Origin of the sequence: Caldicoprobacter guelmensis, from assembly GCF_016908415.1 — a bacterium.
Taxonomy (GTDB): Bacteria; Bacillota; Clostridia; order Caldicoprobacterales; family Caldicoprobacteraceae; genus Caldicoprobacter; species Caldicoprobacter guelmensis.
Window position 1 is genome coordinate 82745 of the sequence record NZ_JAFBDW010000004.1, and the last position, 21070, is coordinate 103814.

At 42.1% G+C, this 21070-nt stretch carries 19 protein-coding genes and 4 tRNA genes; 19 read left to right on the forward strand and 4 right to left on the reverse strand.

Annotation, left to right across the window (positions count from 1 at the left end; translation table 11 throughout):
• The first annotated feature begins 1 nt into the window (after position 1).
• Genes JOD02_RS06565 through JOD02_RS06580 form a run of 4 tightly spaced genes read left to right on the forward strand, consistent with a single transcriptional unit; the run spans position 2 to position 4170 of the window.
• Complete coding sequence (locus JOD02_RS06565) at positions 2–1003, forward strand: ABC transporter permease (RefSeq protein ID WP_204488094.1); 1002 nt, start codon at positions 2–4, stop codon at positions 1001–1003.
• Complete coding sequence (locus JOD02_RS06570) at positions 1003–2139, forward strand: ABC transporter permease (RefSeq protein WP_243426389.1); 1137 nt, start codon at positions 1003–1005, stop codon at positions 2137–2139. The genes JOD02_RS06565 and JOD02_RS06570 overlap by 1 nt, the downstream gene beginning before the upstream one ends.
• Positions 2140–2152: 13 nt before the next feature.
• Positions 2153–3151 carry an ABC transporter ATP-binding protein gene (locus JOD02_RS06575; RefSeq protein WP_204488096.1) on the forward strand — a complete coding sequence of 333 codons (999 nt, stop codon included), beginning with the start codon at positions 2153–2155 and terminating at the stop codon, positions 3149–3151.
• A 2-nt stretch (positions 3152–3153) separates the two neighbouring features.
• Positions 3154–4170 carry an ABC transporter ATP-binding protein gene (locus tag JOD02_RS06580; protein ID WP_204488098.1) on the forward strand — a complete coding sequence of 339 codons (1017 nt, stop codon included), beginning with the start codon at positions 3154–3156 and terminating at the stop codon, positions 4168–4170.
• A gap of 138 nt (positions 4171–4308) precedes the next feature.
• On the opposite strand, the gene JOD02_RS06585 is transcribed toward JOD02_RS06580, so the two are convergent.
• The 3 genes from JOD02_RS06585 to glgP form a co-directional block, all read right to left on the reverse strand.
• A complete protein-coding gene (locus tag JOD02_RS06585; RefSeq protein ID WP_204488100.1) occupies positions 4309–5304 on the reverse strand; it encodes an ATP-binding protein in 996 nt (331 codons plus the stop codon).
• Positions 5305–5322: 18 nt separating this feature from the next.
• On the reverse strand, positions 5323–6819 hold the full coding sequence (locus JOD02_RS06590; protein ID WP_204488101.1) for a DnaD domain protein: 1497 nt from the start codon (positions 6817–6819) through the stop codon (positions 5323–5325).
• A 175-nt stretch (positions 6820–6994) separates the two neighbouring features.
• Positions 6995–8614 carry an alpha-glucan family phosphorylase gene (gene glgP / locus JOD02_RS06595; protein ID WP_204488102.1) on the reverse strand — a complete coding sequence of 540 codons (1620 nt, stop codon included), beginning with the start codon at positions 8612–8614 and terminating at the stop codon, positions 6995–6997.
• Between the two features lie 212 nt (positions 8615–8826).
• Here glgP and JOD02_RS06600 point away from each other — a divergent pair, with 212 nt between their 5' ends.
• The 13 genes from JOD02_RS06600 to JOD02_RS06660 all read left to right on the forward strand — a co-directional run bounded on the left by JOD02_RS06600 (position 8827) and on the right by JOD02_RS06660 (position 17691).
• On the forward strand, positions 8827–9273 hold the full coding sequence (locus JOD02_RS06600; RefSeq protein ID WP_204488103.1) for an RrF2 family transcriptional regulator: 447 nt from the start codon (positions 8827–8829) through the stop codon (positions 9271–9273).
• Between the two features lie 174 nt (positions 9274–9447).
• Positions 9448–10740 (forward strand): homocysteine synthase, encoded by a 1293-nt coding sequence (locus JOD02_RS06605; RefSeq protein ID WP_204488104.1) that lies wholly within the window; start codon positions 9448–9450, stop codon positions 10738–10740.
• Positions 10741–10742: 2 nt separating this feature from the next.
• On the forward strand, positions 10743–11192 hold the full coding sequence (locus JOD02_RS06610; RefSeq protein WP_204488105.1) for an RrF2 family transcriptional regulator: 450 nt from the start codon (positions 10743–10745) through the stop codon (positions 11190–11192).
• A gap of 67 nt (positions 11193–11259) precedes the next feature.
• A complete protein-coding gene (gene cysK, locus JOD02_RS06615) occupies positions 11260–12195 on the forward strand; it encodes a cysteine synthase A (protein ID WP_204488106.1) in 936 nt (311 codons plus the stop codon).
• A 15-nt stretch (positions 12196–12210) separates the two neighbouring features.
• Positions 12211–13128, forward strand: coding sequence for a homoserine O-acetyltransferase MetA (gene metA, locus JOD02_RS06620; RefSeq protein ID WP_204488107.1), 918 nt, complete (start codon positions 12211–12213; stop codon positions 13126–13128).
• A 77-nt stretch (positions 13129–13205) separates the two neighbouring features.
• Positions 13206–13409: a DUF1858 domain-containing protein gene (locus tag JOD02_RS06625; RefSeq protein ID WP_204488108.1), complete on the forward strand. Its 204-nt coding sequence runs from the start codon at positions 13206–13208 to the stop codon at positions 13407–13409.
• A gap of 320 nt (positions 13410–13729) precedes the next feature.
• Positions 13730–15133 carry an NAD(P)/FAD-dependent oxidoreductase gene (locus tag JOD02_RS06630; RefSeq protein WP_204488110.1) on the forward strand — a complete coding sequence of 468 codons (1404 nt, stop codon included), beginning with the start codon at positions 13730–13732 and terminating at the stop codon, positions 15131–15133.
• 137 nt (positions 15134–15270) lie between these two features.
• A tRNA-Lys gene (locus JOD02_RS06635) sits at positions 15271–15346 on the forward strand.
• Between the two features lie 5 nt (positions 15347–15351).
• A tRNA-Glu gene (locus tag JOD02_RS06640) sits at positions 15352–15426 on the forward strand.
• 9 nt (positions 15427–15435) lie between these two features.
• Positions 15436–15512 (forward strand) — tRNA-Asp (locus JOD02_RS06645).
• 7 nt (positions 15513–15519) lie between these two features.
• Positions 15520–15595 (forward strand) — tRNA-Thr (locus JOD02_RS06650).
• Between the two features lie 263 nt (positions 15596–15858).
• Positions 15859–16023, forward strand: a complete 165-nt coding sequence (rd, locus tag JOD02_RS06655) for a rubredoxin (protein WP_204488112.1) — start codon at positions 15859–15861, stop codon at positions 16021–16023.
• 222 nt (positions 16024–16245) lie between these two features.
• Complete coding sequence (locus JOD02_RS06660; RefSeq protein WP_204488114.1) at positions 16246–17691, forward strand: tagaturonate epimerase family protein; 1446 nt, start codon at positions 16246–16248, stop codon at positions 17689–17691.
• A 190-nt stretch (positions 17692–17881) separates the two neighbouring features.
• Here JOD02_RS06660 and JOD02_RS06665 read toward each other — a convergent pair whose 3' ends face one another.
• The gene (locus tag JOD02_RS06665) at positions 17882–18313 is read right to left on the reverse strand and encodes a Fur family transcriptional regulator (protein ID WP_204488116.1); all 432 of its coding nucleotides are present in this window, start codon (positions 18311–18313) and stop codon (positions 17882–17884) included.
• 310 nt (positions 18314–18623) lie between these two features.
• Here JOD02_RS06665 and JOD02_RS06670 point away from each other — a divergent pair, with 310 nt between their 5' ends.
• On the forward strand, positions 18624–18863 hold the full coding sequence (locus tag JOD02_RS06670) for a FeoA family protein (RefSeq protein WP_204488118.1): 240 nt from the start codon (positions 18624–18626) through the stop codon (positions 18861–18863).
• A 16-nt stretch (positions 18864–18879) separates the two neighbouring features.
• Positions 18880–21036 carry a ferrous iron transport protein B gene (gene feoB, locus JOD02_RS06675; RefSeq protein ID WP_204488119.1) on the forward strand — a complete coding sequence of 719 codons (2157 nt, stop codon included), beginning with the start codon at positions 18880–18882 and terminating at the stop codon, positions 21034–21036.
• Positions 21037–21070: the final 34 nt, after the last annotated feature.

The window sequence follows — 21070 nt, forward strand, 5'->3', positions numbered from 1 at the left end:
TATGGCTGGTTATGTGATTCGCAGATTTTTATCTTTGATCCCATTGCTGTTTATCCTTTCCATTATCGTCTTTATTATAATCGAACTTCCCCCAGGAGATTTCTTAACGGTCTACATAGAACAGTTAAAGAGTTCTGGAGTTTTAATCAGCGAGGAGGAAGTTGCCAGATTAGTTAAACAATACGCTTTGGATAAACCGCTGCATATCCGGTATGTTACCTGGATTAAAAATATAATTTTACACGGGGATTTTGGCCGTTCTTTCCGGTGGAATAGGCCAGTTGTTGAACTCATTAAAGAGAGAGTGGCTTTAAGTGTTGTGATTTCATTGTTTTCGATTGTGTTTGTATGGATTATAGGCGTTTCTATTGGAATTTATTCAGCCGTTAAACAGTATTCGATATTTGACTATATCTTCACATTTATAGGCTTTATTGGCGTTTCGATACCTGGCTTTCTGTTGGCTTTATTGGTTATTTGGTTTGCGTATACCAAATTTGACATATACATTAGCGGCCTTTTCTCTCAGCAGTTTGTGGATGCTCCTTGGAGTTTAGCTAAGATTTTGGATATGCTAAAACACATATGGGTGCCAGTGGTAATTATTGCAGTTTCGGGGATAGCGGGGAATATCCGCACTATGAGAGCGAACTTGCTGGATGAATTGAGAAAACAATATGTAACCGTTGCCAGGGCCAAAGGTTTGTCGGAGACGAGATTATTGATTAAATATCCTATTCGCATAGCTGTGAATCCAATGATTAGCACTATTGGCTGGACATTGCCGGCCATCTTTTCTGGTGAATCTTTAGCATCTATAATTCTGAATCTGCCAACTATAGGTCCTTTGCTCATGCAAGCGCTTTTGGCTCAGGATATGTATCTTGCAGGAAGCCTAATTTTGATAATGGGAGCCCTCACTTTGGTAGGTACTTTGATTTCTGATATTTTATTGGCCTGGGCTGACCCTCGAATCAGATATGGGAATACAGGGGGGAAATAATGATGCAATCATTTACTAAACTCGCTAGAAGAAAAAAAGAAGAAATTAAAAAAGATGAGAAGTTATTTTTGGCCTCGCAATGGCAATTGATGTGGTGGAAATTTAAACGACACAAATTGGCCATAGTAAGCATGTGTATTTTGGCTTTCCTTTATATCATTGTCCTCTTTTGTGAGTTTATAGCGCCCTACGATCCATGGGAGCGGTTTGAAGATTATAAGAATGCGCCTCCTCAACTGGTACGTTTTTATTCTAAAGAAGAAGGGTTCCGAGGACCATTTGTATATGGGATGAAGCAAGAAATGGACATGGAGACTTTTCGCAAGGTTTTTGTTGAAGATAAAAGTAAAAAGTATGGTATTCGGTTGTTTGTCAGGGGGAGTAAATACAAATTGTGGGGTTTATTTGAAAGTGACTTGCATTTATTTGGGTCTGAAGATGGTCCGGTCTTTCTGTTTGGGACCGACGAATTAGGCAGAGATTTGTTTTCAAGGGTTATATATGGGGCGAGAATATCGTTAACTATTGGCTTGGTGGGGGTCTTTTTAAGCTTTATTTTGGGAACGCTGCTTGGAGGGATTTCGGGATATTTCGGAGGAACTATTGATGAGGTTATTCAACGCACTATAGACTTCCTCGTGTCTATCCCAACTATTCCATTATGGATGGCATTATCAGCAGCCATTCCACAAAATTGGTCAGTTATAAGAACCTATTTTGCTATTACTATAATACTTTCTCTCGTAGGCTGGGGTGGTCTGGCAAGAGTGGTACGTGGCAGGTTGCTGAGTTTGAGAGAAGAGGATTTCATTTTAGCAGCAAGGTTAATTGGTGCTAGTGAATGGAGGATAATAACCAGGCACATGTTGCCGTCTTTTGCCAGTCATTTGATAGCCTCTATTACTCTTTCTATACCTGGCATGATACTTGGGGAGACATCTTTAAGCTTCATAGGGTTGGGATTGAGACCGCCGGCCATTAGCTGGGGCGTACTGCTTCAGGATGCACAGCAGGTAATTGCCGTGGCTCATTATCCTTGGAGGCTTATTCCTGCGTTTTTCATAATAGTAACTGTCCTTTCTTTTAACTTTTTAGGTGATGGTTTGCGAGATGCAGCAGATCCTTATTCAAGATAAGGAGGATAATCCCATGGGAGATAATGTTTTGTTAGAAGTTAAAAATCTTAGAACTTACTTTTTTCTTGACGAGGGTGTAGTTAAAGCTGTAGATGGGGTTAATTTTAAGATAGAAAAAGGCAAAACTTTTGGAGTGGTAGGTGAATCTGGATGTGGTAAGAGCATAACTGCTCAATCTATTTTAAGGATTCTTCCTCCACGGGGAGAAATCGTTGAAGGCGAAATTACACTTTACAGAGAAGATGGCTCTGTAGATTTGGTTAAACTTAATCCTAAAGGCCAAGAAATTAGGGATATAAGGGGTAAAGAGATTGCAATGGTATTTCAGGAACCAATGACTGCCCTTGCTCCTGTATATACCATAGGCGATCAGATAATAGAAGCCATCCTATTACATCAAAATGTTACAAAAGAGCAGGCGAGAAAAATAGCGATAGATTTGTTGGGAAGAGTAGGGATACCAAAACCAGAAGAAAGGGTAGATGCATATCCTTTTGAACTTTCAGGCGGAATGCGTCAGCGGGCAATGATAGCTATGGCTATATCCAGCAATCCAAGCCTCTTAATAGCAGATGAACCAACAACGGCTCTGGATGTTACTATACAAGCACAAATTTTAGACCTTATAAAGAATCTACAAAAAGAAATGGGAATGGCGACAATGTTGATTACCCATAATATGGGAGTAATAGCTGAAATGGCAGATGATGTAGCGGTCATGTATTTGGGAAAGATAGTTGAGAGCGGGCCGTTAAATGAGATTTTTTATAATCCAAAACATCCATACACTGTGGCATTGTTGAAATCCATACCTAAAGTAGGAGAGAAAGTTAAAGGGAGATTGGAGTCCATAGAGGGTATGGTGCCAGATCCCTATAATTTGCCTACGGGATGTAGATTTCATCCAAGGTGTCCCTCATATATGAAGGGCAAATGTGATAAAGTGGAACCGCCAGAGATAGAGATAACCCCAGGACATAAGGTCAGTTGCTTTTTATACGGAGGTAGATGAAAATGGGTGGCAATGTATTACTGGAGGTAAAAAGTTTAAAGAAATATTTTCCTATTCAAAAAGGGTTTTGGAGGAAGAAGGTAGGAGAGGTAAAAGCAGTAGACGATATAAGTTTTTATATAAAAGAAGGAGAGACTTTAGGATTGGTTGGCGAATCTGGTAGTGGCAAGACTACTACAGGAAGAGCTATTCTCAGAGCGATAGAGCCGACGGAAGGCGAAATTTTGTTTAACATAAACGGTAATTTAATAAATATACTACAATTAAATAGAAAAGAACTGAAACAAACAAGAAAACATATGCAGATGATATTTCAGGATCCATATTCTTCATTGAACCCAAGAATGACAGTAAGGGATATAATAGGTGAACCATTGTTGGTAAATGGAGTAGCAAGAGGTAAAGAATTAGAAGACAGAGTTGCGGAATTGATGAAGGCAGTAGGATTGAGACCAGAATATATGATAAGGTATCCTCACGCTTTTAGTGGTGGGCAACGCCAGCGTATAGGGATAGCAAGGGCATTGGCTTTAAATCCGAGATTGATAGTATGTGATGAACCGGTATCAGCATTGGATGTGTCTATTCAAGCCCAGACGTTAAATCTTTTGCAGGATTTACAAGAAAAATTCCATCTCACATATTTATTTATCTCCCATGATTTGGGGGTGGTAGAACATATAAGCGATAGAGTGGCTGTAATGTATACGGGAAAGATAGTGGAAATTGCAGAAACGGAAGAACTATTTGAGAATCCAAAGCATCCATATACCGAGGCATTATTGGCTGCGGTACCAAAGCCGGATCCCAAATATAGAGAAACCAAAAAGCTTTTATTTGGAGAGGTGGCAGACCCCTCCAACCCACCCAGCGGATGTTATTTCCATCCAAGGTGCCCTTATGCTAAGGATATATGCAAACAAGAGTATCCTTCTCTAATAAATATAGGAAAGAACGGTAAAGAACATTTTGTAAGTTGTCATTTTGCTGATAAACTAAGCTTAGCAGGGATAGAATAGGTTTATGGTGGGAATCCATTAAAAAGAAGCTCCTTTTTATAGCAATAAAGCTAAAAGGAGTTTCTTTTTATAGCGAGCAAAGCAGTTCTATGGTAAATCAATATAAAGTTATCATAAATTTTGTCATATGAAAGATAATTAGCTTTTGCCCCTTATCCGTATATCCTGGCCCATGAACTTTATCAGCATGGTATTGGATGTATCAAAAAGGCGCGATGCAATTCGGTCAGAATACCGTTCCTTTATCTCAGAAAGGCCCAGGTTAGTGGATAAAAACGTGTGTTTTTGCTGTATCAGGCGTTCATTTAGTATGTTGAATAAATCCTCCGAGGTAAAGTTGTTTCTTTGGGTTTCGGTGCCCAAGTCATCGATGATGAGCACGTCCACTTCAAACAGGCAGTTAAACAGGAACTGGTTTTGCTCGTTATCCTGCAGAGCGCTGAGGAACAGCTGGTTGAACAGCTTGTATGCCGAGATACGCATGACGGTATATCCTTTGTCCAGGATGGCCTTTGCCATGCAGTTGAGCAAAAAGGTCTTGCCCAGCCCTGTCTTGCCCGAGAAGAGTATGGTCTTTCTCTGGTTGTTAGGGAATTCGCTGACATATTCCATAAGACGGTTTTTAAGCTGGACCATGTACTCCCTCTGGGTCAGCCGGCTGCCTTCAAGGGGTATGTCGGGGAATACCTGTGGGTTGAAGGTGTCAAAGTTTTGCTGTTCCAGCTCTTTTATGTCGGACAATTGATAGGTTTTTTCAACGAGCCTTTGAACAAGGCAGGAGCATTTTTCCTTTATGAGGTCTCCCGTGTATCCAGTGTCCTTGCATTTTGGACAACGGTAGTGAATGGACAGGTAATCAGGGGGGAAGCCGTGCTCAACAAGCAGTTCTTTTTCTTTCCGTTTTAGCTCTTGTATCCTTTGTTCCAGATCATCCAGCGCTTGGCTAAAACTGTTTGGGTTCCGTATTATTTCCATGGAGCGCCGTGCCATCAGTTCCACCAAAGCACGGCGCATATCAGCGATTTCAGGTATTACTTGCATTATGTGGTTTTCCCTTTGTTTTAGAACTTCTTCCTCCTGATGGCGTATATCCTCATACTCCTTCAATATCTCCTTGAGAATCACTTCTTTCATAGCAAGTGCCCCCAAAAATTAGCCGTTTTCGATGTCCTCAAACAGAAACTCCAGCTCTTCATCGGTATAAGTATGCTGTTCGAATTTACTGAAATCCACCTGTTTTTTCAAGGACTTGTTTTGTGCTACCAAATACAGCCCTTTCAAATGGCGTTCATGATCGGTTCTGGCCTCCTCAACCGTCCTTATACCGCTATTATACCAGCTGTAGAGGATTTTGTTCATGAACGAAAGTTTATTTTCGGCTATAACTGAATATTCAGCAGCCTGAAGTATAAGTTCGTAGGGCAGTTTCCATTCTTCGGTCCATTTCAGGAATAGCTTGCGATCCGCCGGCGTGACAGACCTCTCTTCGCCCACCCGTTCAAGGACTGCCTGTATCTGTTCGTTAAGCTTTTGTCTTCTCTTAAGGTACTCCTTGATATCTTCTTTTGTGCGCAGGCCCTTTTCTACCCAGCGTTTTAGCATGACATCTACCGTTTCAAAGCTGGTATCCAGCTTTTTGCGGACGCATTGTTTGCAGGCAATCAAAATAACCTCGTGCTGTAGTTGCCACTGGCCTGTCCATTTCATGTAAAAGGCCTGGTACTCGGGAGTGGGGGTGGTATCCTTGTATCCCAGCTCAAAAAGTACTTCCTTTATTCTGCTCATGATGGTTTCTCTGTTTTCCAGATATTGGTTTATCTGCTGGGGCGTCTTGAGCCCCAGCCTATTAAAGTTTTCCAGTATTTTGTCCAGATACCCCAAACTGGGCGAACTGGTTTTGGTTGTTTCCTTGCAGGCTTGCAGTATGGCGTTCAGCGAAAATCCCCAGATATCCCGCCATTTTTTGTAAAGCTCCAGTTCGGCCTTGGTAGGCGTTCTATGGATTCCCAGGTATTTCAGCACAGCGGTGGTATCCTGATAACACGATTCACAGCTCTCTATGTACTCTTCGGCTTTTTGCAGAGTGTTTATTCCCTCCCTGGCCCATTGCTGTGCTATCTTGTCGAGGTAGTTGATGCTAATGTTAGGGCCTTTCTTTGATATGTAAAACCGTATCATCATGAGCACCACTTCTTTGGGCAGTTGGAGGACCTCCAGCCAATCGTATATTTTGAGGTACTCCTGCGGTGTAAGCAGCCGTTTATCGAAGATCAGCTGGAGGTTTTGGTTGAAATCTCTGTACTTGTAAAGAGTATCTTCAACACTCAGATTTTTGTTGTACATGATATCCTTTATATTGAAGTATTGTACAGCGAACTTTCCATCCTCTTTTTCAATAATTTTCAATATACCCTGTCTTTCCCAGTAACGGAAAGCATTTATAACAACTTCGCGATCAAGTTCTAACGCTCGTGCGAAATCCTCCAGTGAATTTTCGGCGTATTCAGGGTAATAGCACTGCTTGAGCCCGTAAAGATATACCTTTACAAAATCGCCCGGGGCTTTTAGCATAAATTCTTGGATAAACAGGTTTTCTACTGGCGTTACATCAAACATATGGTAATTGTTGTCAAACATGCATAGAGCCATAAAAATCATCCTCGTTTACAAAGGCTTTGTCTTCCTTAATATGATACCAGCAAACAGGAATAATATCAATGTGCGGATGAAGTTGTTTGCTGTCAATGGGATAAACTTAACAGCTCACAGGAGGCAATTCTTAGTGCCTCATTTAAATGCTAATCTTTTTGCAGCTTCGAGTTGTCTAGTTGTTTTTAATGTACATCCGCGAATAGTATTCATCCATCATTCTTTTAATGTTAAATCTGTCCTTGGTGCTGAGTATGCTGTTTCTCATCATGTCGATCCATTTTTGGCGATTATGGTAGTAGGTGGGTATTACTTCATTGATAAGAACGTGGTATAAGGCTTTTGAATCATGAGAATCTTGAACCGCATAATTTATATTGGTAAAACCGTCCCCAAACTGCCAGCCGTTTATGCCATGTTCACATGCCTCTGCCCACCAGCCGTCTAGAATGCTTAAATTTAGTACCCCATTCATGGCGGCTTTCATCCCAGAAGTACCGCAGGCCTCCATGGGTCGGCGAGGGTTGTTGAGCCATACGTCGGCACCCCTGGTAAGCAATTTACCAATGTTCATGTCATAATTTTCTAAAAAAACCACTGATTCCGGGAATTGTTTCGATATCTTGATTATGTTTGTTATAATTTCTTTGCCTACATTATCCATAGGATGGGCTTTTCCCGAGAACACGATCTGTAGCTTTTTGTTTTTGAGTAAAGGGAATATTGTATTTGGGTCTTTAAATATAAGGTCATGGCGCTTGTAGGCTGTTGCTCTCCTTCCAAATCCTATGAGGAGTACCTCCGGATCCAGCATTATGCCGGTTTTTTCCTTGATAAACCTTATCAGTTTCATTTTGTTAGTCATATGACATTCCCATAGATTTCCGTGTCCCTCGGCTGCTAGCAGCATGTTGTTGTCTACCCAAGTAGGGATATGTATGCCATTGGTTATGCCGATGATTTCCGACCTGTTGCTCACATGTTTCCACATGTTGTTTGCGGTTTGGCAGTGGAGCTGCGATACGGCATTGGATATTCTTGATAGCCTTAAGGCCGCCACCGTCATATTAAATGGTGAACCACCGATGACCTGTAGTTGTTCATAACTCAACCCATTATTGGCTCCCATATACATCAGCTGTTCTAAAGGATGGGATTCATTGCCTTCTACGACAGGGGTATGGGTGGTGAATACGATTTTATCCCGGACCGTTTCTAAAGCTTTGTTAAAAGGCATGCCAGCCGACATGTTTTGCTTTATAAGCTCAAGGCCTGCCAGAACGGCATGCCCTTCGTTAAAATGATATACGTCGGGTTGTATTCCCATGGCCTTTAAGGCTTTAACCCCCCCTATTCCGAGGACGATCTCCTGAGCAATCCTCTCTTCACCCATTCTCCCGTATAATTGACTAGTAATCCATGCGTCTTCGTTTTTGGGAAGATAGGCATCCAACAGATAAAGGGGGGCATTGCCAAATGTGTCAACTTTCCATACTTTGCATACTACCTGTCGGTTTTGAACCTGTACAGTAACCTTTACGCCGGTATCTTTGAGAAAATCGTATTCATAGTCATGGAATATATCGTAGGGCTTGAGGTCTTTTCCAATTTCCTGATGGGTGTACCCTTGCCTCCACCTTATTCCTACTCCAATGATAGGCATGTCATATTCCTTTGCTACCTTTAGGTAGTCTCCGGCTAGTATGCCCAGCCCACCGGCATATATATGGAATGATGGGTCAAGGCCGTACTCCATACAAAAGTATGCTACTTTGGGTAGCGCAGTTTGGTTCATAAGAAATTCCTCCTTACAATGGCGAGTTATAAGCATCTTTAGTATGTCCAGTTAGGAGGCAAAAAATCAAATGAACCTTTTTAAAAAAATATGTTTGACAATCCAAAATAAGTGTAGTAATATTTATAAATGACATTATTCATATAGGATTAGTAGAGATAAATAGAAGGCGTGCTTATTAGAAAGAAAGGAGGGTCAAAGAGAAAGCTAAAATGAAAATATCCACCAGGGGTAGGTATGGGCTGAGAGCGGTTGTCGATTTGGCTGTGTATTCAAAAGGGGGATATACGGCGCTCAGCAGCATAGCCGAAAGGCAAGGGATCTCGGAAAAGTATCTCGAGCAGGTGTTCAATGCCCTTAAAAAAGCAGGTATGGTAAAGAGCGTCAAAGGCTCGCGCGGTGGTTACATCCTGGCATGTGATAGCGCCAGCACCACGGTGGGAGATGTGCTTAGGGTGCTGGAAGGTGAGCTTTCGGTGGTGGAACCGCCGCAGAAGGAGACCGGGTTGCAGGATACAATGGAAAAATTTCTGGAGAGAAACGTTTGGAGCAAGATAAATGATAGAATTAACAGGGTGTTGAATTCCTTAACCATCGAAGATCTGGTAAATGAATACAGAAAGATGATAGAGACATCCTCATTAATTTACTATATTTGAAGCCATAAGAACTCTGTTTTCAAATTTTGTCAGCAACTCGCGGCATCAATTTAGGCTAAGTTTATTTGAAAATTGGCTATAGTTATGTTTTTTTGAGCAGCCGCAGTGCATAACAAGGTAGATAAAATCTGTAGTTAGTCAAGTTTATACCTTATTTTAGGGGGGATGATACAAGTGAACCAAAGAAAGCTCGGTTTTGACACATTGCAGGTCCATGCGGGCCAAATACCTGATCCAGTTACAGGAGCAAGGGCTGTGCCTATTTACCAGACCACATCTTATGTCTTTAAGGATACAGAACACGCTGCTAGGCTATTTGCTCTTGCAGAAGAGGGCAATATATACACCAGGATCATGAATCCCACAACTGATGTTTTTGAAAAGAGGATGGCAGCTTTGGAGGGTGGTATTGGGGCATTAGCTGTTGCCTCAGGTTCTGCGGCTATCACGTACGCTATTTTAAATATTGCCTCAGCAGGTGATGAGATAGTATCTGCCAGCACACTGTATGGAGGGACATACAATCTGTTTTCAGCCACTTTCAGCAAGCTGGGCATAAAGGTGATATTTGTAAATCCCGATGATCCGGAAAATTTCAGGAAGGCCATAACCGATAAAACCAAGGCCATATTTATTGAAACAATAGGGAATCCAGGCATAAATCTCATTGATATTGAGGTGGTAGCCAAAATTGCTCATGACAATGGCGTACCTCTTATCGTTGACAATACCTTTGGTACCCCTTATCTGATAAGGCCTATAGAATATGGGGCAGATGTAGTGGTACATTCAGCCACCAAGTTCATAGGCGGGCATGGTACATCCATAGGTGGAGTGATAGTTGATTCGGGGAAATTTGATTGGGAAGCCAGCGGAAGATTTCCGGGCCTCACACAGCCCGACCCAAGTTATCATGGGCTAATATATACTAAGGCTTTTGGTGCTGCGGCGTATATCATGAAAGCTAGAGCTCAACTGCTGCGGGATACAGGTGCCTGCATAAGCCCGTTTAACTCTTTTCTCCTTTTGTTGGGGCTTGAAACGCTTTCATTGAGGGTGGAGAAACATGTATCAAATACCCGCAAAATTGTGGAATTTTTGAAATCCCATCCTGCGGTTTCATGGGTCAACTATCCAAACCTTGAAGGGAATAAGTACTATCAACTGGCACAAAAATATTTCCCTAAGGGAGCGGGGTCGATATTTACCTTTGGCATAAAGGGTGATATAGAAGCCTGTAAGAGGTTTATAAATAGCCTGGAGATATTCTCGCATTTGGCCAATGTGGCTGATGCCAAATCTCTAGTGATCCATCCTGCAAGTACCACCCATGCTCAGTTATCCGAAGAGGAGCAGCGGGCTGCAGGTGTGACCCCGGACATGATCAGAGTTTCTGTAGGAATAGAGGATGTAGACGACCTCATTTATGACCTTGAACAGGCATTGAGAAAGGCAGTGAATGGCTGATTATGACTATTTCGACTAAGGGACGATATGGGGTTAAAGCCATGCTGGACCTGGCTTTAAATTGGTCGGGAACCAACGTTCCGGTAAAGAGCATTGCCGAAAGGCAGAACATTCCGGGAAAGTACCTTGAACAGGTGCTGTCTGTGCTTAAGAGAGCTGGGCTAGTAAAAAGTATACGGGGGCCTAATGGAGGATACGCGCTTGCTAGACCTCCCCATCAAATTACTTTGGGCGATATCTTGAGGGCTTTAGAAGGAGATTTGGCTCCTGTCAAATGTGTGAGGCAACGCGGCAAAAAGGAGAGATGTCCTAGAGAAGGTCAATGCATAACAAGATATGTATGGGCCAGGATAAGGGATGAGGTAAACCAGGTAGTAGATGGCATTACCTTGAAAGAGTTGGCTGACGCGTATGAAAAGGACGTGATGAATGGGTATATGTATTATATTTAATGCAAGATGTGTTTTAAAACATAAAGTGTATAGAGTATTTAAATTTTTAAGGAAGGGATGGTATTTTATGTCTAGGATTGCAAAGAGATTGACTGACCTCATAGGGAACACTCCGTTGTTGGAGTTGACCAATTACAATAAAGTTAACGGCTTAAAGGCGCGTTTGATTGCAAAGCTGGAATACTTCAATCCCGGTGGCAGCGTTAAAGACAGAATAGGCCTTGCCATGATTGAGGATGCTGAGAAAAGGGGCTTGATAGGCAAGAATTCCACCATTATTGAGCCTACTAGCGGCAATACCGGCATTGCGCTGGCGTTGGTAGCTGCAGCCAAGGGTTATAGGTTGATACTCACCATGCCGGATACCATGAGCCTTGAGCGCAGGAGCCTTCTTAAAGCGCTGGGTGCAGAACTCGTGTTAACCCCTGGTGCAGAAGGCATGAGAGGTGCAATAAGGAAGGCTGAGGAGCTGGCAGCCAGCATACCTGGATCGTTTATGCCGCAGCAATTCAAGAATCCTGCAAACCCGGAAATCCACAGGAGGACAACCGCTGAGGAGATATGGCGAGACACCGATGGAGAAGTGGACATATTTGTAGCAGGGGTAGGAACAGGTGGTACGCTGACGGGCGTCGGCGAGATTTTAAAACAGCGCAAACCTGATGTCAAGGTTATAGCTGTCGAGCCTTTTGATTCGCCAGTTTTGTCGGGAGGCAAACCTGGCCCACATAAGATTCAGGGCATAGGGGCTGGTTTTGTACCTGAGGTGCTCAATACCAGCATTATAGATGAGATAATAACGGTGAAGACTGAAGAGGCTTATAGTACTTCTCGAACCCTTGCAAAGACTGAAGGTTTGTTGGTTGGGATATCCTCGGGTGCGGCAGCCTTTGCAGCAACTCAGGTTGCTAAAAGAGAGGAAAACGAGGGTAAAACCATAGTAGTCATATTGCCCGATACGGGAGAGAGATACCTGTCAACAGATCTATTCAAGGAAGTTTAGGAAGGGAGATGAGATATGCCAATAAAGATACCTAACGATTTACCAGCTGCTGAGACATTGACAAATGAAAATATATTCGTAATGTTTGAAGACAGAGCCTTGCATCAGGACATCAGGCCTTTACAAATTGTAATATTGAACCTCATGCCTAATAAAATAGTAACCGAAACCCAGATATTACGCCTCTTGGGTAATTCACCCCTCCAGGTGGATATAGTGCTGCTTCATCCTAAGAGCCATGTCTCTAAGAATACTTCCAGGGAGCACTTGATCAAGTTCTATAACACTTTTGATGAGATATGTGACCAAAAGTTTGATGGCATGATCATAACTGGTGCGCCGGTAGAGCATCTGGAGTTTGAAGAGGTGGATTACTGGGAAGAGCTTAAAGAGATCATGGAGTGGAGTAAGACCCATGTCTTCTCTACCTTCCATATATGTTGGGCGGCACAGGCTGGACTTTATTACCATTATGGAATACCCAAATACAAGCTGCCACAAAAGATGTTCGGCGTATTTCCGCACAGGGTATGTAAGAAAAACGAAAGGCTGTTAAGGGGGTTTGATGATATATTCTATGTGCCTCATTCTAGGCATACAGAGGTGAGGAAGGAGGATATACTTAAAGTTCCCGAGTTGGAAATTTTGTCCGAATCAGAAGAAGCTGGAATTTATATAGTGGCTTCTAAAAATGGCAGGCAGGTATTTGTAACTGGTCATTCGGAGTATGACCCTCTTACCCTCAAGGAGGAGTACGAGAGGGATAAGGCTAAAGGGCTTAACATAAGTTTGCCCAAGAATTATTTTCCTGGAGATGACCCCAATGCTATGCCAATTGTGAATTGGCGTAGTCATGCAAACTTGCTGTTTTCCAACTGGCTAAACTATTATGTATATCAAGAAACGCCGTATAATTTGGATGAAATAGGTTAAAACCTAAATAAAGGAGTTGATTGTTGGGATAAGTAGGTGTATGATGTAAGAAAAGAAAGAAAAAAGGAGGTAGTGCCATGGCGCAGGTGAGTAAGGATATGACAATTGCTCAGGTGTTGCAAATCGATCGCGGTACAGTGCCCATCTTCCTACGGTTTGGCATGCACTGTCTGGGGTGTCCTATATCGAGCGGTGAAACCCTTGAAGAGGCATCGGTAGCTCACGGGATAAACGTAGAAGAACTTGTAAAGGCGCTTAATGATTACCTAAAGGACAAATAGTGTGCACTTTGGATAGATGAGAAAAAGCCCCTTCTTCACACAAGCTGTAAGGAGGGGCTTCTTTGATGGATATAGACAATTGATTTTGACGGGTTTTTCTGGTATCATTTATTGGGCGTCTAATGTTATCTCCCCTTTTGTGTGTCGGATTTCTTAGAGATTGTAAATTGATAGTGCATTATACCAAGCTTTGGGGAGTGCTTGAATACCGCCTGCTGGGAGTGGGCACTCTCTTAAAGGGCGGACTACAAATAGCCCAGCTGTCTAAACCCTATGATTTTATTATGCGGTTTAGACAACTAAGAGATGAGGCATAGGCTATGGAGAAATATGACGTGGTGATAGTAGGAGCTGGACCAGCGGGTATTTTTACGGCTCTTGAGCTCGTCAAGCAAAAGAAAGAATTAAAGGTGCTTATAGTGGATAAAGGCCCTCATCTGAATAAGAGAGCGTGCCCTGCGCGTATAACAGGAAAATGCGCCAATTGTCATCCCTGTGCTATAGTAAGCGGCTGGGGTGGAGCAGGTGCATTCAGTGATGGCAAGCTGACTCAAAGCGCTGAAGTGGGTGGCCGCATCCTGGATTATATGGATGAGGATGAAGCCAATCGGCTGATAAAATATGCCGATGATATATATTTGAGCTTTGGGGCTACCGCCATACTTCACGGTGTCAATTCTGCCAGAATAGAAGAGATAAAGTATCAGGCTTTGAAGCATCGTATACGTCTCATTCCATGTGGTGTAAGGCATTTAGGAACAGAAAAGGCCATTGATGTCCTTAAAGCGATGTATGAGTATCTTGTCAGTCAGGCCAACGTTAGGTTTAGCCCAATGACCGAGGCTGTTGATATAATTGTAAATGAGGGTAGAGCTACAGGGGTTGTAGTACTAAAGCAGGGGCAAAAAGAGGTTATAGACTGCGACTTTGTGGTAGTAGCTCCGGGACGAGCTGGGGCTGAGTGGCTGGCTCAGCAGGCCAAAAAGCACGGTATTTCCATCTACAACAACGAGGTGGACATCGGTGTACGGGTTGAAGTGCCCAATGCTGTTATGGACCATCTCACCAAGGATTTGTATGAGGCCAAGCTGGTGTATTACTCTGATACCTTTGAGAACAAGGTAAGAACTTTTTGTATGAATCCAGGGGGCGTGGTGTCTGAGGAGCACTATGACGGAAAGATAGCCGTTGTAAACGGGCATAGCTATGCAGACCCGGCCCTTAAAACTGATAACACCAATTTTGCCGTGCTGGTATCTACCCGTTTTACCGAACCATTTAATCAGCCCATAGAATACGGTAAGTATATTGCTTATTTAGCAAACATGCTAACCGGCGGTGGCATAATGGTTCAGCGTTTAGGAGACCTGCTCATGGGTAGGAGGACCGATTATAGTAGGCTCAAAAAGTCGGTTACTATTCCTACTTTAAAGAGCGCTGTACCGGGTGATTTGAGCTATGTATTACCTCAGCGTTATCTTACATCAATAGTGGAGGCGCTGAGAGCCTTTGACAAGCTGGCACCGGGGCTTTATTCTCGTGATGTGCTGCTGTACGGTGTGGAGGTTAAGTTTTACAGCAGCAAGATAGAGGTAAATAGCAAGTTTGAGACTCCCATTAAAAATTTGTACGCTATTGGAGATGGTGCAGGTATCACTCGCGGGCTTATGCAGGCCTCTGTGACTGGGATTGTGGTGGCAAGAGATATAGCTTCAAAACTTTGATGAGGATTATTGCTTAAAAAGTGGTATGTGAGCATATATTTTGGCGATTTTTTGAGCTGTTCTTATAAAATTGTTATTTCTACAGTTGACAATTTATTGAGTCTTGTGTATTATATAATCTGCATTGGTTGATGTGTGACCCATTAGCTCAGGTGGTAGAGCACTGGACTTTTAATCCAGGTGTCCGGCGTTCGAATCGCCGATGGGTCACCATTGATGGCCCCGTGGTCAAGTGGTTAAGACACAGGCCTTTCACGCCTGTAACAGGGGTTCGAATCCCCTCGGGGTCACCATAAAAATGCGGCCCGGTAGTTCAGATGGTTAGAACGCTAGCCTGTCACGCTAGAGGTCGAGGGTTCAAGTCCCTTCCGGGTCGCCATATATAAGCTGGCGTAGCTCAATCGGCAGAGCAGCTGACTTGTAATCAGCAGGTTGCGGGTTCAAGTCCCACCGCCAGCTCCAAGAATTTAAGCCCTCCAAGAAGTGTTGCGAAATTCGAGGAGGGCTTTTTCGTTGCCATTTCGCTGCCATTTGCGCAAAAGCATCGCTAAATTCCACAACTAACTCTTTTTGGGCAAAACGCTGAAGGTATTGTATTTAATATGGCGATTTAGAAAATTGTTTTAGTAATTAAAATAAAGGTTAAATATTTGTTATAAAAATCTTTCTTTAAAGGTTAGACAAGGAGTGTTGTTGAAAACGACGATAAAAAGGAGGAACAATTTATGAAAAAATATCAATGTACGGTGTGCGGCTACGTTTATGACCCGACAGTAGGGGATCCAGATGGAGGGATTGCACCAGGTACAACTTTTGAGAATTTGCCAGATGACTGGGTATGTCCTGAGTGCGGTGTAGGCAAAGATATGTTTGAAGCCTTAGATGATTGACGTATGGTTAGTATATAGCCGGTTTTGTATACCGGCTATAAATTTTTTAAAAATAATTGGTGAGATAAAAAGTGAAGGCAGTGGGTACAGCATAAGTAGCAAAAATTAGATGCATTATCCCAAAACATATGATAAAATAATTTTCTGATAAGTTGTACATATGCAGGTTTGAGGGAAGTTAACGGCTTACGCGAAAAATTTCAATAAAAGGGGAAGGTGTATATGCTGGATGAGCAGATGTTAAATCAACTTTCCAGTGCGCTGTTGCGCCATTCATTTATGTTGTATCCCAATTCTGTAAGGAAGCTTTCGGAGGGCATTTATGTTTTTGTAGTTAGAGGCAATGATGGCAAGAAAGTAGGGATTTTAAGCAAAGAAAGGGTCAGCGGTTTTAAAACTCCATTTTTCGATGAAGATATTAATATAGAAGGTACTGATTTCTGTTTTAACCTTTTTCCGCTCGTTTTTGAAAACTACCTTATTTTAAGGGATAATTTTGGCATTGGGCCAACACCATGTAAAAATGCTGCGTCATTTGGTACAGGTGACAGGCTTGGTTTGGCTACATCAGCTCACCTTGATGCTTTCAAAGGTTTTGACTTTTTTCCTGTTTTGGCTCAACAATCACCACGGGAGCTTGAAAAAACCCATAGGGACTTTAAAGATGTATTGCTCAAAGCTGTGTTGGGTGTGCTAGAGGCTGGTTACAATGGGGGGTTTGGTGCAGATGCTGACCACATAAAAGATGAGAAATATTTGTTTCAAGCGACTGAAGCGGGGTATACGATGTACACTTTAGATGTAAGTGAGATGTTAGTAAAGGGAGAAGGACTTGCAGTTAATGCAGACCGTCTTTCACAGCTGAGTTTGGACATAATAAAGGATTTTGGTGGCAAAAAGATCATCTTTCAGGGTGGGGAATATACGATAAAGAGCGAAGAGCTGTTGAGGTCTGCCGTGATATATGAGAAAGCCATGTGTTTCGTAGAACGAGTTTACGGTTTGATTAAAGAGAGAGTAAAAGATTTTGACCTGGAGGTTTCTATAGATGAAGGGGATAGAGACACTACCATAGAGGATCATATATTCGTAGCTGAATACTTGCATAGAAAAGGTATAGATTTTTGGAGCTTGGCCCCTAAATTCCCTGGTGAGTTTGAGAAGGCGGTGGATTATAGAGGTGATATGGATAAGTTTGTGGTAGAGCTCAACAAGCACTGTACTGTTGCGAGAATGCTGGGCGGCTACAGGTTGAGTCTGCATTCGGGCAGTGACAAGTTCAGCATATATAGGATTTTCAACGAAGCAACCCGGCACAACTTCCATATAAAGACTTCAGGTACCAGTTGGCTGCAGGCTTTGAACGTGATATACGACAAAGATAGACAGCTTTTTAGGGAGCTTTACAGCATTGCCCTGGATAATCTGGAGGAGAGCAAGAAGGCGTACAAGATTTCGATTTACAAGCAGGACTTCGAAAAAGGGCTGGATTTGGATAACCCACAGGTTCTGCAAAATCCTAAAGTAAGGCAGCTGCTGCATATATCATACGGTGTACTGCTGGATGAGAAGAGAGAAGAAATTTATGATATACTGATCAAACATGAGGATGAACACTATCGATACGTAGCTGACAATATAAAGAAACATCTTGAGCTTTTGGAATAGCGAGAGGCGTTTTTATCCTTAAAAAGGAGTAGGTAATAAAGTTTGAGGGAGGCAGCTTAAAGCAGCCTTCCTCCATTCTTTCTTTGCCGGTTGTTTTTCTTTTGATGGGTAGTCGTTAGGTCATTTTTTGATAATGTCACATCGTATTTGTTTGATATGTGCAAAGCCTAGAGGGAACATAAAATCTCATTTACATTTCTTGCCCTCTTTGTTTATTGCATTTATGGCATATGCCGTAAAAATTTATATCAACCTCCTTGACGTCAAATTCTTTTAATTCATTGGGTATTGGAATATCAAATGGAACATTAAAATCGTATATTATACCACACCTGCGGCACTTAAAATGGCCATGCAGCTCGGTATTTACATCATAATGGGCTTCCTTTCCGTCAAAGCTCAAAATTTTTACTACCCCATTATTGGCAAATAACTCCATAGTATTGTAAATGCTCGTTTTTGAAAGAGTGGGTATTTGAGGCAGCAAGTTTTTATAGATGTCGTCGGCGGTAGGATGAATTCGATTATTGAGCAAATACTCCAGCACTTTCAATCGTATAGTTGAAGGCTTTATATTGTGGTTTATTAAGTATTCTTTAAGTTGTTTTATTGTGTTTTTCATCTGTGACTTCCTCCTTCTACTTCTTAGAACTAAGGCTTTTTGGGAAGTTCAATTTTTTATTTTTTGAAACAGAAACACATTTAAGGTTTGTATGATAACAGAATTTTGCAATTGTTACAATTTTATTATAAACATAAATTTAATCATTATCAATATTTAGCCTAATATTTCAATCAAGAATGTGTTTTGCTGTAGAAAATTTGTATTTGTTGATAATTGAGTAAAAAGATTAAGCACATATAACATAATTAAGGCATATATTGCTCAAGTAGATATTCTTTTGAATCTCAAGACGGTGGGAGTGTTAATGATGATCCTTTTGCCTTTAAACCTCCTTCCTGTTGGGTGTACAGCAAAGGTAAAATACATAAATGTCAGTGGCATTTTGCGTAGAAGGCTTATGGATTTAGGAGTGATACCGGAGACTGAAATTAAAGTAGTACGCCGGAGCCTGTTAGGGGATCCCACTTTGTATGAAGTTAGGGGAGCTATGATTGCACTTCGTCATGAAGATGCTTCAAAAATTTTGGTTAAAACAACCAACTCATAATTGGGGGGTGGCTTGTGTGGGGCTGACTGGACAGTCGACCGGCCTTACTGCAATACACAATATAATTAAGGCAAAGCCTGGGAAGTCTGACAATATAATAGTGGCTTTAGCAGGAAACCCCAATACAGGCAAAAGCAGTATATTTAATCGTTTGACGGGTTTAAGGCAACATACCGGTAATTGGCCTGGCAAAACGGTAAGTACTGCTTACGGATGTTATAAGTATAACGGGAAAAACATTGTTTTGGTGGATTTGCCAGGGACTTATTCACTTATGACCAGCTCACCAGAAGAAGAAATAGCTAGGGATTTTATATGTTTTGGTAATCCTCATGTAACTGTTGTGGTGGTAGATGCAACGTGTTTAGAGCGAAATTTAAACCTGGTATTACAGATTATTGAGATGACACCTAAGGTGTTGGTGTGTGTAAACTTAATGGATGAGGCCAGCAGAAAAGGCATTTGGATTGATTTAACAAAGCTTTCTGCTATTTTGGGTGTACCGGTGGTGGGAATAAGCGCCCTTACAGGGCATGGATTAGACCTTTTAAAAGAAAAGATATGGCAAATGGCTTGTGGTAGGCTCAGTACAAACCCCGTAACGATAAAGTATGATGATGATATCGAGGGGGGTATAAATTTTATTGAACCGCTAATAAGCCACGTTATAAATGGCTTAGGCTGTAATATCAACAGCCGATGGTTTGCGTTACGACTTGTTGAAGAAGATATAGGGGTTACAGAGGCTTTCAAACGTTATTATGGGATAGATATTTTGGGGGTTGATGAGCTAAAGGAAGGAGTGGAAAAAATCCAGAGGTTTTTTAAAGATAAGGGGTGGGATGTTGAACTATTGAGAGATAAATTGGCATGTACATTAATACGCAAGGCAGAAGATGTCAGCCGTCAGGTTTTGTATTGTCAAAAAAGCTCAGCCAACACCATTGAATACAAAATAGATAACCTGCTTACCTCAAAAGTGTGGGGTATACCGGCTATGTTTGGGCTTTTGTGTGTGGTATTCTGGATTACTATTGAAGGGGCCAACTATCCTTCACAGATGCTATCCCAAGCGTTTTACTATCTCGAAAAAGTGTTGGTTGACCTTTTTATGTCTTGTAACGCACCATCATGGTTGCACAGCCTGTTGCTTGACGGGGTATACCGTACGGTGTCCTGGGTGGTGTCGGTGATGTTGCCGCCTATGGCCATATTTTTCCCCTTGTTTACCTTGTTAGAAGACTTAGGCTATCTTCCTCGGGTGGCTTTCAATCTGGACAATTTTTTCAAGAAAGCATGTGCTCACGGCAAGCAGGCGTTAACCATGTGTATGGGATTTGGTTGTAATGCTGCCGGGGTAATTGCTTGTCGTATAATTGATTCGCCCAGGGAAAGGCTTCTAGCGATAATAACAAACAATTACGTACCATGTAACGGGCGATTTCCCACTTTGATTGCTTTAGCGACGATATTTATGGCAGGAGGAGCAGGAAAATTTAATTTAGTGGTAGCAACTTTGATGGTAGTGACTATGATAGTGTTGGCGGTGTGTATCACTCTGTTGGTTTCTAAAATACTATCTCACACTCTATTAAAAGGGCTGCCGTCTTCCTTCGTGCTTGAGCTACCTCCATACAGGAAGCCTCGGGTATGTAGTATTCTATTACACTCCCTTTTGGACCGTACTCTCTTTGTGCTGGCCCGCGCTGTCACAGTAGCAACTCCTGCAGGATTTATCATATGGATTATGAGTAATGTAAGTGTAGCAGGAAATAGTTTGTTAAATGGCTTTGCGGGATTCCTGGACCCCTTTGCCAAAATGCTGGGATTGGATGGTTATATCTTAATGGCTTTTATATTGGGCTTACCAGCTAACGAAATAGTCATACCAGTAATACTGATGAGCTATATGGCTACCGACACGCTGGTGGAGCTGGACAGCCTTGAGGCGCTGCATAATATATTAGTTCACCATGGCTGGACATGGTTGACTGCCCTGTGTACCATGTTGTTTTCTCTCAACCATTTTCCTTGTGGGACAACGTTGTTTACCATACGTAAGGAGACTGGAAGCTGGAAATGGACGTTTGTTGCGTTTACTGTGCCAACCATTACGGGTATTGTATTGTGTTTAATAGTAGCTCAAGTGGTTCGCTTCCTTGAGCTGATTTAAAGGTTTTTGTTGCTGGGAATATAAAGCACTTTTT